The sequence below is a fragment of the Streptomyces sp. NPDC003379 genome, assembly GCF_053589195.1.
This window is the reverse complement of the sequence record NZ_JBSFRK010000013.1, coordinates 15,498-29,551: the sequence shown is the minus strand read 5'-3', so window position 1 is coordinate 29,551 and position 14,054 is coordinate 15,498. Positions and strand designations below refer to the sequence as shown.

At 70.3% G+C, this 14,054-nt stretch carries 12 protein-coding genes and 1 pseudogene; 9 read left to right on the top strand and 4 right to left on the bottom strand.

What is annotated here, in order from left to right; genetic code table 11:
• The first annotated feature begins 73 nt into the window (after positions 1 to 73).
• Entirely contained in the window at positions 74 to 511 is a 438-nt protein-coding gene (locus ACWDVB_RS14545) for a hypothetical protein (RefSeq protein ID WP_016640275.1), read from the top strand.
• A gap of 7 nt (positions 512 to 518) precedes the next feature.
• Here ACWDVB_RS14545 and ACWDVB_RS14540 read toward each other — a convergent pair.
• Positions 519 to 885 (bottom strand): annotated as a pseudogene (locus ACWDVB_RS14540) (NAD(P)H-dependent oxidoreductase); the annotation flags it as partial.
• Between the two features lie 103 nt (positions 886 to 988).
• Between ACWDVB_RS14540 and ACWDVB_RS14535 the strand changes: the two are divergent.
• From ACWDVB_RS14535 to ACWDVB_RS14525, 3 genes are all read left to right on the top strand, one after another.
• Positions 989 to 1,522, top strand: coding sequence for a GNAT family N-acetyltransferase (locus tag ACWDVB_RS14535; protein ID WP_451515190.1), 534 nt, complete (start codon positions 989 to 991; stop codon positions 1,520 to 1,522).
• Positions 1,523 to 1,580: 58 nt separating this feature from the next.
• Positions 1,581 to 1,916, top strand: a complete 336-nt coding sequence (locus tag ACWDVB_RS14530) for a YnfA family protein (protein WP_451515191.1) — start codon at positions 1,581 to 1,583, stop codon at positions 1,914 to 1,916.
• Between the two features lie 71 nt (positions 1,917 to 1,987).
• Entirely contained in the window at positions 1,988 to 2,752 is a 765-nt protein-coding gene (locus ACWDVB_RS14525) for an SDR family NAD(P)-dependent oxidoreductase (RefSeq protein ID WP_451515192.1), read from the top strand.
• Between the two features lie 42 nt (positions 2,753 to 2,794).
• Here the strand turns inward: ACWDVB_RS14525 and ACWDVB_RS14520 are convergent, their stop codons facing one another.
• Positions 2,795 to 3,988, bottom strand: coding sequence for an RtcB family protein (locus tag ACWDVB_RS14520; RefSeq protein ID WP_451515193.1), 1,194 nt, complete (start codon positions 3,986 to 3,988; stop codon positions 2,795 to 2,797).
• Between the two features lie 190 nt (positions 3,989 to 4,178).
• Between ACWDVB_RS14520 and ACWDVB_RS14515 the strand changes: the two genes are divergently transcribed.
• From ACWDVB_RS14515 to ACWDVB_RS14505, 3 genes are all read left to right on the top strand, one after another.
• Entirely contained in the window at positions 4,179 to 5,105 is a 927-nt protein-coding gene (locus tag ACWDVB_RS14515) for a DUF3558 domain-containing protein (protein ID WP_451515194.1), read from the top strand.
• A 144-nt stretch (positions 5,106 to 5,249) separates the two neighbouring features.
• Positions 5,250 to 6,158 carry a DUF3558 domain-containing protein gene (locus tag ACWDVB_RS14510; RefSeq protein WP_451515195.1) on the top strand — a complete coding sequence of 303 codons (909 nt, stop codon included), beginning with the start codon at positions 5,250 to 5,252 and terminating at the stop codon, positions 6,156 to 6,158.
• 146 nt (positions 6,159 to 6,304) lie between these two features.
• The gene (locus tag ACWDVB_RS14505) at positions 6,305 to 7,663 is read left to right on the top strand and encodes a DUF2637 domain-containing protein (RefSeq protein ID WP_451515196.1); all 1,359 of its coding nucleotides are present in this window, start codon (positions 6,305 to 6,307) and stop codon (positions 7,661 to 7,663) included.
• A gap of 27 nt (positions 7,664 to 7,690) precedes the next feature.
• Here ACWDVB_RS14505 and ACWDVB_RS14500 read toward each other — a convergent pair whose 3' ends face one another.
• Positions 7,691 to 9,316 (bottom strand): trypsin-like serine peptidase, encoded by a 1,626-nt coding sequence (locus tag ACWDVB_RS14500; RefSeq protein WP_451515197.1) that lies wholly within the window; start codon positions 9,314 to 9,316, stop codon positions 7,691 to 7,693.
• Positions 9,317 to 9,756: 440 nt separating this feature from the next.
• Between ACWDVB_RS14500 and ACWDVB_RS14495 the strand changes: the two genes are divergently transcribed.
• Positions 9,757 to 10,380, top strand: coding sequence for a hypothetical protein (locus ACWDVB_RS14495; RefSeq protein WP_451515198.1), 624 nt, complete (start codon positions 9,757 to 9,759; stop codon positions 10,378 to 10,380).
• Positions 10,381 to 10,385: 5 nt separating this feature from the next.
• Here ACWDVB_RS14495 and lysS read toward each other — a convergent pair whose 3' ends face one another.
• Complete coding sequence (gene lysS, locus ACWDVB_RS14490; RefSeq protein WP_451515199.1) at positions 10,386 to 12,146, bottom strand: lysine--tRNA ligase; 1,761 nt, start codon at positions 12,144 to 12,146, stop codon at positions 10,386 to 10,388.
• A 147-nt stretch (positions 12,147 to 12,293) separates the two neighbouring features.
• Here lysS and argS point away from each other — a divergent pair, with 147 nt between their 5' ends.
• Positions 12,294 to 14,051: an arginine--tRNA ligase gene (gene argS / locus ACWDVB_RS14485; RefSeq protein ID WP_451515200.1), complete on the top strand. Its 1,758-nt coding sequence runs from the start codon at positions 12,294 to 12,296 to the stop codon at positions 14,049 to 14,051.
• The last annotated feature ends 3 nt before the right edge of the window (positions 14,052 to 14,054 follow it).

Sequence of the window (14,054 nt, the reverse complement as noted above, 5' to 3'; positions counted from 1 at the left end):
GCAGGCGCCCGACCAGGCGCGGGGCGAGTTCGGTGAGTCCCGGCAGGACCGGGTGAGCAGCAGGAGTGGCGGGGTGGGGGTGACGTACAAGTACTTCGGAGCCCCGGACGGCGCGACCGCCGCCCGCGTGCCCATCTCGATGCGGCCCGAGGAGCTCGGCGGCGACGAGCTCGGCATGGGCGGCATGTTCACGAAGATCAAGCCGGAGACGATGGCCGCGATGGTCCTGACCGGCATCGAGGGCATACCCCTGCACAAGGTCCCCCCGCTGGAGCTGGTCGTCCTCCACCCCGACTACGCCGTGGTGAAGCTCCCCATGACCGTCGTCGACCCGCTGCGCGGTATCGGCGAGGAGTCGGTGGGCGCCGCCGCCTTCATATGGTCGACGGTCCCGGACCGGGGCGGCCCCCGCGACGCCTTCAACGTCTACCAACTCCTCCACGAGTGGCAGGACTTCAGTCACCGCCTGCACGACGCGGGCCACCAGGCGTACTGCCTGGTGTGGCCCTGACGTCCCGTCACGCCGCCCGCAGCGCGGCGAGCCGCTGCTCGAACGGCACGACCTCGAAGCCGCCCGCCGGGTCCACCGACGTGATCGCGCCCGTCAGCGAGCGGGGCGGCGCGATCGCCGCGGCCGTTTCGGTGTCGGGCACCTCCGTGCGGCCCCCGGCGGGCGCCATGAAGCGCGCCGGCTCGGCGCCCGCGCGGGTGATCCGCGCCGCGAGGCCCTCCTCGCCCCGGTCCTCCGACGCCGCGTAGACGGCGGTCGGCAGGACGAGCGCCCGCAGAGGGGTGAAGAGCGGGCGCAGGGCGTGGTCGGTGACCAGCGAGTGCCGAGCGGTGCCACCGGTCGCGCCCGACCAGCACCGGCTTCCCGGTCGGAGCGCCCGGTGGTCGGGTCTCCGAACGGCGGCCCCGCCCCGGCTGTTCCCGGCGGCCCGAGGGCCCCCGGCACCCGTTGTCGGACCCGCCCCCTACCGTTGGACGCATGGAGCGATCACAACGGCCGGACCTGCGCCTCGAACCCTGGTCGGACGAGGGTGGCCTCGCGCTGCTCACCCGGCTCAACACGCCGGAGCTGACGGAGCACTTGGGCGGCCCCGAGACCCCCGAGAAGCTGGCGGACCGGCACCGCCGCTACCTCGGGCTCGACGACAAGGGCCAGATGTTCCGCATCACCCTGGCAGGCGGGACGGCCGACTCGACCGGCGTGACAGCCGGCTCGATCGGCTACTGGGAGACGACCTGGCAGGGCGAGACCGTCTGGGAGACCGGCTGGGGCGTCCTGCCGGAGTTCCAGGGCAGGGGCGTCGCGGCGGGCGCGGCGCGACTGGTCGCTGAGAAGGCGAGGACGGCGGGCCGCCACGCCTTCCTCCACGCGTTCCCCGCGACGGGGCACGGGGCGTCCAACGCGGTGTGCCGCAAGGCGGGCTTCACTCTGCGGGGCGAGGCGTCCATCGAGTACCCGGCGGGGAACTGGCACCCCTGCAACGACTGGCGTCTCGCCTTGGACGGGGGCTGACCGCCACCCCCAAGCCCGCCGCTCCACGGCGGACATCTCCCCATGCCACCCTTCCTGCATGCTCAACGCCCGCTCCGCCACCCTCTTCCTCCTCGCCGCCCTCTTCGAGATCGGCGGGGCCTGGCTCGTCTGGCAGGGCGTGCGCGAGCACCGCGGCTGGGCCTGGATCGGCGCGGGCGTCATCGCACTCGGCGTCTACGGCTTCGTGGCCACGCTCCAGCCGGATGCCGAGTTCGGCCGCGTCCTCGCCGCGTACGGCGGGGTCTTCGTCGCGGGCTCGATCGCCTGGGGCATGGTCGCGGACGGCTACCGGCCGGACCGGTGGGACGTCATCGGCGCCCTGATCTGCCTCGTCGGCATGGCCGTGATCATGTACGCGCCGCGAGGCCGCTGAACGGCACGCCTATCCTGGCTGACGTACGAACACAGGTCCGCCTAGATCTCCGCCAGTCCGAGGAGCGAACCATGACCGCCGCAGGCAAGCGCATCGCGATCGTCACCGGCGCCAGCAGCGGCATCGGCGCCGCCACCGCGCGCGGCCTGGCCGCCGCCGGCTACCGCGTCGTCCTCACCGCGCGCCGCAAGGACCGCATCGAGGCGCTCGCCGCCGAGCTGACGGACGCCGGGCACGACGCGATGGCGTACGCGCTCGACATCACCGACCGCACGGCGGTGGACACGTTCGCGACGGCCTTCAAGAAGATCGCGGTCCTGGTGAACAACGCGGGCGGCGCGCTCGGCGCGGACACCGTCGCCGCGGCCGCCCCCGACGACTGGCGCCAGATGTACGAGACGAACGTCATCGGCACGCTGAACGTCACACAGGCACTGCTGCCCGCGCTCACCGCGAGCGGCGACGGCACGATCGTGGTGCTCTCCTCCACGGCGGGCCACGGGACGTACGAAGGCGGAGGCGGCTACGTCGCCGCAAAGCACGCCGAGCACGTCCTCGCCGAGACCCTCCGCCTGGAGATCGTCGGCACCCCGGTCCGCGTCATCGAGGTCGCGCCCGGCATGGTCAAGACGGACGAGTTCGCGCTGACCCGCTTCGGCGGCGACTCCGAGAAGGCCGCGAAGGTCTACGCGGGCGTCGCCGAGCCGCTCACGGCCGACGACGTGGCGGACACCATCACCTGGGCGGTCACCCGCCCGCCCCACGTCAACATCGACCTGCTGGTGGTCCGCCCCCGCGCCCAGGCGTCCAACACCAAGGTGCACAGGGAGCTTTGATGCCGGCCTGCGCGGAATCCGCCAAGCACGCCCGGTGAAGGCTCAGCCCTTCACGCAGATGACCTGCTTCAGCTTCGCCACGACCTCGACCAGGTCCCGCTGCTGATCGATGACCTGCTCGATCGGCTTGTACGCGCCCGGGATCTCGTCCACGACGCCCGAGTCCTTGCGGCACTCGACGCCCCGCGTCTGCTCCTCCAGGTCCTTCGCCGTGAAGCGGCGCTTGGCCGCCCCCCGGCTCATACGGCGGCCGGCGCCGTGCGAGGCCGAGTTGAAGGACGCTTCGCTGCCGAGGCCCTTCACGATGTACGAGCCCGTGCCCATCGAGCCGGGGATGATCCCGAAGTCACCGCTGCCGGCGCGGATCGCGCCCTTGCGGGTGACCAGCAGGTCCATACCGTCATAGCGCTCTTCGCTGACGTAGTTGTGATGGCAGCTGATCTCCGGCTCGAAGGCCACCTTCGCCTTCTTGAACTCCTTGCGGACGACGTCCTTGAGGAGCCCCATCATGATCGCGCGGTTGTACTTCGCGTACTCCTGCGCCCAGAACAGGTCGTTCCGATAGGCCGCCATCTGCGGTGTGTCCGAGACGAAGACGGCGAGATCACGGTCGATCAGCCCTTGGTTGTGCGGCAGCTTCTGGGCCACACCGATGTGGTGGTCGGCCAGTTCCTTGCCGATGTTCCGGGAGCCGGAGTGAAGCATGAGCCACACCGAATCGGACGAATCGATGCATACTTCTACGAAGTGATTTCCCCCGCCGAGGGTCCCCATCTGCTTGGTGGCACGCTCCTCGCGGAACCTGACCGCATCGGCGACTCCGTCGAAACGCGACCAGAAGTCGTCCCACCCCGCTGTCGCCATCCCATGGAAGCGCCCCGGCTCGACGGGGTCGTCGTGCATGCCGCGCCCCACCGGAATCGCCTGCTCGATCTTCGACCGCAGTCGCGACAGATCACCGGGCAGGTCGTTCGCGGTCAGCGACGTCCTGACCGCCGACATGCCGCAGCCGATGTCGACGCCGACCGCCGCCGGGCAGACCGCGCCCTGCATGGCGATCACCGAGCCGACCGTCGCGCCCTTGCCGAAGTGGACGTCCGGCATGACCGCCAGACCCTTGATCCACGGCAGCGTCGCCACGTTCTGCAACTGCCGCATCGCCGAATCCTCGACCGACGCCGGGTCGGCCCACATCCGTATCGGCACCTTCGCGCCGGGAACCTCTACGTACGACATATCGTCCTCATTCCCCCGTATCCCCCGTACTCCACTACAAGCCCAGAAGCACATGAAGCGCAAATACCGGCGCCAAGGTCAACGAAAGGGATGACGGACCGGCGTCCACGGCAGCGCGTGCGATAGACATTGTGTCCACCGGTCGCCCACCAGCGGCAACCGAATATCCCCAACGAGAGGAGCCATCACGGTGCAGCGGAAGGTCTACGCACCTGGTGTCGCCGCGCTCCTCGCGGCGCTGCTCGCCGGCTGCACCGGAGGCTCCAGCTCCGGCGACGCGTCCACCGACTCCAAGCCCGGGGACAGCGGCAGCTCCAGCGTCCCCGCCGAGCCGGGCAAGTACCGCACGCTCCCCGAGCCCTGCGGCGAGGTCGAGCCCGGCACCCTCGACGCGATGCTGCCCGGCCTCAAGGAGATGGAAGACGCCGAGCAGCGCGAGAAGGCGTACGAGGGCACGCCCGAGGTGACGTACGACACCGACCGGCGCGTCGGCTGCCGCTGGAAGGTCGAGTCGTCCGACGCCTCCCACCACCTCCTCATCGACTTCGAGCGCGTCGTCTCCTACGACGGCACGGTCAGCGACGACGACCGCGCCGGGCAGGTCTACGCGACCAAGCTCCGGGCCGCGGACCTCCCCGAGCCCTCCGCTTCCAGCCCCGACGCCCGGTCCACGAAGGAGTCCGGCGACGCCGACGACCCGGCCGCGAGCGACAAGGCCCAGGGCGGAAAGACCGACAAGACCGACAAGGCCGGCAAGGAAGACGAGGGAGACAAGGGCGACGAGGGCGACGAGGCGGAGAAGGGCAGCGGAAGCGACGACAAGAGCGACGACGAGAGCGACGCCCCCACCAGCCAGCCCGCCACCCCGCCCGTCGGCCTCGAACCCCGCACCCTCGACGACCTCGGCGACGAGGCCTTCCTCGACGACGCCCTCACCACCGCCGCCTCCGCCACCCGTCACCGCACCGTGACTGTGGTGTTCCGCACGTCGAACGTCATCGTGACCATCGAGTACGACGAGCAGCCCGGCCGCCGTACGGACGTCCCCGACAGCAAGGAAATGCAGGACAAGGCGCTGGAACTGGCCGAAGGGCTCGCCGGGGCGTTCGACGAGTAACCGATGGCCGGGGCGGGCCCGGGCGGGGCCCCGGCTCCCGGGAAGGCGAGCCGCCCGCCGCCCCATGCGCGTACCGTGGCCCCTCGGACCCGACGACGTCACGAGACGAACCGGACGTCACGAGACGAACTGAGTGAAGGAACCATGCACCGACCTGCACAGCGACAGCGCCAGCGTCTGAGCCGCATCCTCGTCAGCGCGGCCGCCGTACCGGTGATCCTCGTCGCCTCCGGCTGCTCCTCCGACTCCGGCTCCGGCTCCGACGGGGCCAAGAAGGACGCGGGCGCGAAGGCGTCCGCCTCCAAGAAGGCCGGGGAGGACAAGCCCGCGGCCGTGGAGAAGGCCGCGTACGGCAAGCTTCCCGAGCCCTGCGAGGTCCTGTCGAAGAAGACGCTCGCTGACCTGGTGCCGAAGGCGAAGGACAAGGGCAAGGCCGGCACGTCCACGGACACGGCGCTGCGCGGCAGCTGCTCGTGGGACAGCCTCGACAACAACGGCGTGGACGGTTCCCAGTTCCGCTGGCTGCGCGTCTCGCTGATGCGCTTCGACTCGGACGCCTCCCTCGGCAGCGGTGCCGAGCGCGCGCAGGAGAACTTCGCCAAGCAGGTCGCGGACGCCCAGGCGACCAAGGACGCGAAGGGCGTCAAGGCGGAGCCGGTGCAGGGCGTCGGCGACCAGGCGACGCTCGTGCGGTACGACCTGAAGAAGGACAAGGACACCTTCAAGCAGCAGACGTTCGTGACGCGCGTGGAGAACGCGGTCGTCACCGTCGACTACAACGGCGCGGGCCTCGCGGGTGACAAGTCCCCCGACGCCGGTGACCTGTCGAAGGCCGCGCAGAAGGCGGCGAAGGAGGCCGCGGCCGCGGTCGTCTCCGCCAACGAGGGCGGCGGCAAGGCGCCGTCCGGCACGTCGAGCGAGAAGCCGAAGGCGGACGACTCCAAGAAGGCCGACGCCCCGAAGAGCGACGACACCAAGTCGGACGACAGCAAGACCGATGACAGCAAGACCGACAGCAAGCCGAAGGCCAAGTCGGGCAACAGCAAGTCCTGAACACGCCCCGAAGTCGCGGCATTTGAAGGAGCCCGGTCCCCGAGGGGCCGGGTTCCTGGCGTACCGGGCCGCAGCCCCTCCGCACACATGTGCCAGGCTGTCGCTCGCAACAAGCCGACACAGGCTGAACAGGGAGGGGTTCGCGGGTGGCCGCGATGCAGCTGACACGCACGCACCGGATACTCATCGGGGTGGTCGTCGCCGGTGCGGTCGTCATCGCCGGGATCGGCTTCGCCGGGTCGTACGCGGCCGTGCGCGAACTCGCCGAGGAGAAGGGTTTCGGCGGCTTCTCGGTGGTCTTCCCGATCGGCATCGACGCGGGCATCTGCGTCCTGCTGGCCCTGGACCTCCTGCTGACCTGGATACGCATCCCCTTCCCGCTGCTGCGCCAGACGGCGTGGCTGCTCACGGCCGCGACGATCGCGTTCAACGGCGCCGCCGCCTGGCCCGACCCGCTCGGCACGGGCATGCACGCGGTGATCCCGGTGCTCTTCGTGGTCGCGGTCGAGGCGGCCCGGCACGCGATCGGGCGGATCGCGGACATCACCGCCGACAAGCACATGGAGGGCGTACGCCTGACGCGGTGGCTGCTCTCGCCGCTGCCGACGTTCCTGCTCTGGCGCCGGATGAAGCTGTGGGAGCTGCGCTCGTACGACCAGGTGATCAAGCTGGAGCAGGAACGCCTCGTCTACCAGGCCCGGCTGCGCTCCCGCTTCGGCCGCGCCTGGCGCCGCAAGGCCCCGGTGGAGTCCCTGATGCCGCTGCGCCTGGCCCGTTACGGCGTGCCCCTGGCGGAGACCGCCCCGGCGGGCCTGGCCGCCGCGGGCATCGAACCGGCCCTGCTGCCCCCGGCCCCGGCCCCGACGCCGACTCCGACTCCGACTCCGGTTACGTCCTCTCAGCACCCGGAGCTGACGCCCGCGCCGCAGAAGCTGACCCAGGCCGCGCGGCCACAACCGCAGTCCGAGCCCGAGCCCGAGCCCGAGCCGGAGGTCCTGCCGCACGAGAGCCCGTGGTTCGCCAAGCACCCCGCTACGTACGCTCCCGAGGAGCCGTACGACCAGTGGTACGAGGAGCAGGCGCCCTACGACAACGGACAGCACGGCAACGGGCAGCACGGCAACGGGCAGCACCCCGAGGACGGCCGGCGCCTGATCCCGGGCCCCCGTAAGGAGACCCCCGAGGCCACCCTCGAAGCCGAGCCCGAGCCCGAGCCCGATCCGGAACCCGAGCCCGAGCCCGATATCCCCGGGCTGCCGGAAGGCGTCACCCGCGAGGAGGCGTACTTCGCGGGCTTCCGCAAGTACGTCAGTGAGCACGGGGACTACCCCAACGCCCGCCAGTTCGGCCTCTACCTGCTGGACCTGTACGGGGTGACGGGCCAGGCAGGCGGGCCGCTCACGGAGAGCACCCTCCGCCCGTACCTGCACGATTTCCGTAGCCGATACCAGCAGGACCTGGACGCGGACGTGGACGTGGACGTGAACGCGGAACACATCGCGTAGCGGACCCGTACGCGCGTCAGGGCAGGGTCAGGACGCCTTCGGCGGTACGAGGACGCGCTTGCCGCCGAGCCGGGTGGTCGTGTCGGCGTAGAGGCCGACCTCGCCGTTGCTCCAGCGGACGATCACGTCGTCGGGGCGGCCGTTGGCGGTGTAGTTGCCGGCCGTCATCGCCTTGGCCTTCTTCCACAGGGCGTTGGGGGCCTGCATCCGCGTCTCCTTGCCGAGGCCGCCCGTACTCACGTCCTGGTGGAGGGTCCGCTCGCCGTCGCTCCAGCGGACGACGATGTCCCACAGGCCGGTGCCGGTGAAGTCGCCGCCGGTGAGCAGGGTGGCGTGCTTCCACGTGGCCTTGGCCGCCGGGAGTCCGGTCTCCCTCTTGAAGCCGCCGCCGTCCACGTCCTTGTAGAGGCTGACCTTGCCGTCGCTCCAGCGCACGACGAGGTCGTCGGTCCGCTTGTTGCCGCTGAAGCTGCCCGCGGTGATCTGGCCGGCGCGGGCCCAGGCGGAGTTGGCGGCGGCGAGCCTGGTCTCCTTGGCGAAGCCCGCGGCGGACACGTCCGGGTACAGGGTGACCTCGCCGTCGGACCAGCGCACGATCAGGTCGGAGAGGACGCTGCCGGTGAAGTCGCCGCCGGTGATGGTCGTGGCGTGCTTCCAGGTGGCGTTGGGCTTCTGGAGGCGGCGCTCGCCGGTGAAGCCGCCCTTGCCGTTGCCCGGGTGGAGGGTGACCTCGCCGTCGGTCCACACCACGAGGAGGTCGGCCCTGCCGTCGCCGGTGTAGTCGCCGGTGGCCATCCGGCGGGCGTGCTGCCAGGTCTCGCCGGTGCCGAGGGAGGGCGGCAGCGGGGGCCGCTTGACCACGTCGACGTCGCCCACGGCGTCGGCGTAGAGCTTGAACACCTCGTCGTCGTAGTACGGGGCATACGAGACGGAGTCAGTCGCTCCGCCGCCGCCCGCGCCGCCGAGGTTGCCGACGACCTTGCCCGTCTTGGTCCGCTCGTCGAAGTTCATCAGCCATGGGCTGCCGGAGGTGCCGCCGAAGAACCCGCCGCACTCCATGCGCAGTTGCTTGTACCCGGTGAGCCGGGTCGTCTTCGCCCGGCACTTGATCGCCTGGTCCTTGGGGGCGTTCCTGGCCGACGGATAGCCGATGACGGTGACCGTCACGTCGTAACGGGGCGTCCGCGTCAGCGTATTCGCACCGGTGACCTTCTCGACCTGCCGGCCGCGGTCGTCGGGCTTGACGGTCGCGAAGGCGAAGTCGAGGTCCGAGCCGGGGCCGTAGTCGGTGTGCCGCGGGTCGCGGAAGACCCGGTCGACCGCCCAGATGCCGTTGGGCTGCTGGGCGGGGGTCTTGCCGGTGCGGTACTGGGGTACGAAGGCGTACTTGTCGCCGTTGCCGCAGTGCCCGGCGGTGAGGATGAGATTCCCCTTGGCGCTGTGCACGACGCTGGCCGTGCAGTTGTGCGAGGCCATGCCCTTGTCGACGAAGTACAGCACGCCGATGGTCTTGGAGCCCTTGTAATCGGTCTCGGCACGCGCCGCGTACGCCGCCGGTGCCATCCGCGCGACGGGCTTCTCCCCGGCCCCGGCCCCGGCCACGGGCGCGGCCGCGGGCTTCGCGGACTCCGTCAGCGGAGTCGCCGACTCCATGCGCTCGGCGGTCCAGAAACGCTCGGCGGCCGCGGCGACCCACTTGGCGCCGCTCTCTTTCGGAACGGCCTTACTGCTTCCGCCACTGATACCGCCACTGATACCGCCATTCGACGGGCCCGGCGGAGGCGTGTCCACAGCCGTCAATTCCGGTGCCGCGGGTGTCGCGGCGGAGGCGGTGCTTGCCGGGACAGCAAGCGACCCGCCCGAAACGGCGAGCAATCCACCGCCTATCCCCATGGCGAGGATCCGGGCCCAACGGGAAATGCGCACAACAGCCTTTCTGCTGGAACACCCGAGGTCGGGCGGGTATCCAGACTCCCCCTGGTTAAGATCGCAAAGAGCGAATCGCAAAGAGCGAGACGCAAGGAGCGAGACGCAAAGAACGGAACCGGCAACCGTTATGAGCTCCGGCCGACCGACCCCGAGGACTGCACCTTATGCCACGTAATCCCGTCGCGACCGCCGGAGCGCTCGCCCTCACCATTTCGCTCTCAGGAATTCCGAGTGCCGCCGCGGAGACGGGCGGAAAGGGTGAACTCACCGTCACACCGGGCTCGGTGGCCCCCGGAGAACGCGTCACGCTCTCCGTGCTGAACCCGGAACTGATGGACCAGATGGACGACGATCACCGCGTGACCGTCCACTCCGACGCGTTCTCCGGACCGGTGAGGCTGAACCCCTCCGGAAAGGTCTCCTGGAAGGGCCGGGCCACGGTCCGCTGCGACGCGAGACCCGGTACCCATACCCTCCGCTTCGACCAGCCGGTCCCGCCCGAAGAGGCGAAGACGAACGGCGAGGTGACAGTAGAGCCACCCGCTACGTCCCCGCACCCCGAGTGCGCCGACGCCACCGGGTCCGACACGGACGACTCCTGGACCCCGACAACCATCACCATCACGGCCATCGCCCTCACGACGATGGCCACGCTGGCGGCGTTCGCCGTACGCCGCAGACTCCGCCGCCCACCGCGAGGCGGCGGCCCGGTCCGGGACACGCAAAGGGGCCCCGCTCCACCAAAGGAACGAGGCCCCTCAAAACGTACCCCCAAAACGTACCCCTAGAGGCGCTAGGCCCCCAACAGCTTCCGCACCCGCTCAGCCCCCACCGCGAGCAGCAGCGTGGGCAGCCGCGGCCCCGTCTCCCGGGTGACGAGCAGCCGGTACAGCAGCGCGAAGAACGACCGCTGCGCGACCTTGATCTCCACCGGCAGCTCCTTCGCCGTCGCGTCCGTCGGGAACCCGGCCCGCACCTTCGGCACGCCGTACACGAGGTGCGTGAGCCCGTCCAGGGACCAGTGCGAGTCGAGGCCCTCCAGGAGCAGCCGCAGCGACTCGCGCCCCTCGTCGTCCAGGGACGACAGCAGCTCGGTGTCGGGCTCGGACCGCACGACGGTGCGGGCCTCCGCCGGGACCTGCGTGGTGATCCAGTTCTCGGCGCGGTCCAGCCGCGGCCGCACCTCGTCGAGCGAGGCCAGCGGCGCGGACGGGTCGAGGTCGCTCAGGATCCGCAGCGTCTGGTCCTCGGCGCCGGCGGTGATGTCGGCGACGGAGGCCAGCGTGCGGTACGGCAGCGGCCGCGGCGTGCGCGGCAGCTCACCCGCCGCGGTGCGCACCGCACGGGAGTGCGCGGACGCGTCGGCGGGCAGCGCCGAACCGTCGGCGACCTTGGACTCCAGCTTGTCCCACTCGTCGTAGAGCCGCTGGATCTCCTGGTCGAAGGCGATCTTGAAGGACTGGTTGGGCCTGCGGCGCGCGTACAGCCAGCGCAGCAGCGGCGCCTCCATGATCTTCAGCGCGTCGGCCGGGGTCGGCACGCCGCCCTTGGAGGACGACATCTTCGCCATGCCGGAGATCCCCACGAAGGCGTACATGGGCCCGATGGGCTGCACGCCGTCGAAGATCTGCCGCACGATCTGACCGCCGACGACGAACGACGACCCGGGCGAGGAGTGGTCCACGCCGCTCGGCTCGAAGATGACGCCCTCGTACGCCCAGCGCATGGGCCAGTCGACCTTCCAGACCAGCTTGCCGCGGTTGAACTCGCTGAGCAGGACGCTCTCGCCGAAGCCGCACGCCGTGCAGGTGTACACCAGCTCGGTGGACTCGTCGTCGTACGAGACGACGGCCGTCAGGTCCTTCTCGCACTGCCCGCAGTAGGGCTTGTACGGGTAGTACCCGCCGGTGCCGCCGCTGCCGTCGTCCTCGGACGCCGCGCCGGAGCCCTCGGCGGCCTCCAGCTCGGCCTCGTCCAGCGGCTTCTGCTGCTTGGCGCCGCCCTTGCCCGCCTTGGTGGGGTCCTTCTTCGTCCGGTACTGGTCGAGGATGGCGTCGATGTCGCCGCGGTGCTTCATCGCGTGCAGGATCTGCTCGCGGTAGACGCCCGAGGTGTACTGCTCGGTCTGGCTGATGCCGTCGTACTCGACGCCCAGCTCGGTGAGCGCCTCGGCCATGGCGGCCTTGAAGTGCTCGGCCCAGTTCGGGTACGCGGACCCGGCCGGGGCGGGCACGGACGTGAGCGGCTTGCCGATGTGCTCGGCCCAGGACTCGTCGACGCCGGGGACACCGGCCGGCACCTTGCGGTAGCGGTCGTAGTCGTCCCAGGAGATGAGGTGCCGCACCTCGTACCCGCGCCGCCGGATCTCGTCGGCGACCAGGTGCGGGGTCATGACCTCGCGGAGGTTGCCCAGGTGGATCGGGCCCGACGGGGAGAGTCCGGACGCGACGACCACAGGTTTGCCCGGGGCACGACGCTCCGACTCGGCGATGACCTCGTCCGCGTAGCGGGAGACCCAGTCGGTGGTATCAGTGCTCTGAGCCACGATCGGCACGCCTTTCCAGTTCTACGTGAGTACCGCTTGACGGAGCCATTCTCCCAGGTGGCCCCGCAACCGCGAAAACCGCTTTTCACCGCGTGGGATACTCGGTTTCTGCAGCTTCGAGCAAACCCAGGCACCCGAGCAGAACGGCACCCATTCATGGCCTCGGTCACGTCCCTCACCGCCTCCGTCCACCAGCGCCTCGCGGACGCCCTCTCGGCTGCCCTGCCGGAGGCCGGCGCCGCGGACCCGCTGCTGCGACGTAGCGACCGGGCCGACTTCCAGGCCAACGGCATCCTGGCGCTCGCCAAGAAGCTCAAGGGCAACCCGCGGGAGCTGGCCACGCAGGTCGTCTCCGGCATCACCGCGCCCGACCTGTTCCAGGACATCGAGGTCTCGGGCCCCGGCTTCCTGAACATCACGGTCACCGACAAGGCGATCACCGAGAACCTCGCGGCGCGGGCGGCGGACGGCGACCGGCTCGGCGTGCCGTACGTCGAGAACCCCGGCACGACGGTCGTCGACTGGGCCCAGCCGAACGTGGCCAAGGAGATGCACGTCGGCCACCTGCGGAACTCGGTCATCGGCAACTCAGTCGTCAAGATCCTGGAGTTCGCCGGCGAGAAGGTGATCAGCCGCCACCACATCGGCGACTGGGGCACGCAGTTCGGCATGCTCGTGCAGTACCTGACCGAGCACCCCGGCGAGCTGGACCACGGCGACGACGTGGACGGCGAGGCGGCCATGTCCACCCTCAACCGCGTCTACAAGGCCGCGAAGGTCCTCTTCGACGCCGACGAGGACTTCAAGGCGCGGGCCCGGCGCCGGGTCGTGGACCTCCAGGCCGGAGACCCGGAGACGCTCGCGATCTGGCAGCGGTTCGTGGACGAGTCGAAGATCTACTTCTACTCGGTCTTCGACAAGCTGGACGTGGAGATCGAGGACGCGGACATCGTCGGCGAGTCCGGCTACAACGACATGCTGGCGGAGACCTGCCGCATGCTGGAGGAGTCCGGCGTCGCGGTCCGGTCGAACGGCGCGCTGTGCGTGTTCTTCGACGACGTCAAGGGCCCGGACGGCAATCCGTCGCCGCTGATCGTCCAGAAGTCCGACGGCGGTTTCGGGTACGCGGCCACCGACCTCTCGGCGATCCGCGACCGCGTCTTCAACCTGAAGGCCGACACGCTCCTGTACGTGGTGGACGTGCGGCAGTCCCTGCACTTCAAGATGGTCTTCGAGACGGCCCGCAGGGCGGGCTGGCTGACGGAGGACGTCAAGGCGGTGCAGCTGGGCTTCGGCACGGTCCTCGGCAAGGACGGCAAGCCGTTCAAGACGCGTGAGGGCGAGACGGTGCGCCTGATCGACCTCCTCGACGAGGCGATCGAGCGGGCCTCGGCCATCGTGCGCGAGAAGGCCCAGGACCTCTCCGAGGAGGAGATCGCCGAGCGCGGCGCCCAGGTGGGTATCGGCGCGGTGAAGTACGCGGACCTGTCGACGTCGGCGGTGCGGGACTACAAGTTCGACCTGGACCAGATGGTGTCGCTGAACGGCGACACGTCGGTCTACCTCCAGTACGCGTACGCCCGTATCCAGTCGATCATCCGCAAGGCGGGCGACGTACGGCCGAAGGCGCACCCGGAGCTGGCACTGACCCCCGCCGAGCGGGCCCTCGGCCTGCACATCGACCAGTTCGCGGAGACGGTCGCCGAGGTGGCGGGGGAGTACGCCCCGCACAAGCTGGCCGCGTACCTCTACCAGCTGGCGTCGCTCTACACATCGTTCTACGACAAGTGCCCGGTCCTCAAGGCGGACACCCCGGCCCAGACGGAGAACCGCCTGTTCCTCTGCGACATCACGGCCCGCACACTCCACCAGGGCATGGCCCTGCTGGGCATCAGGACGCCTGAGCGGCTGTGACGG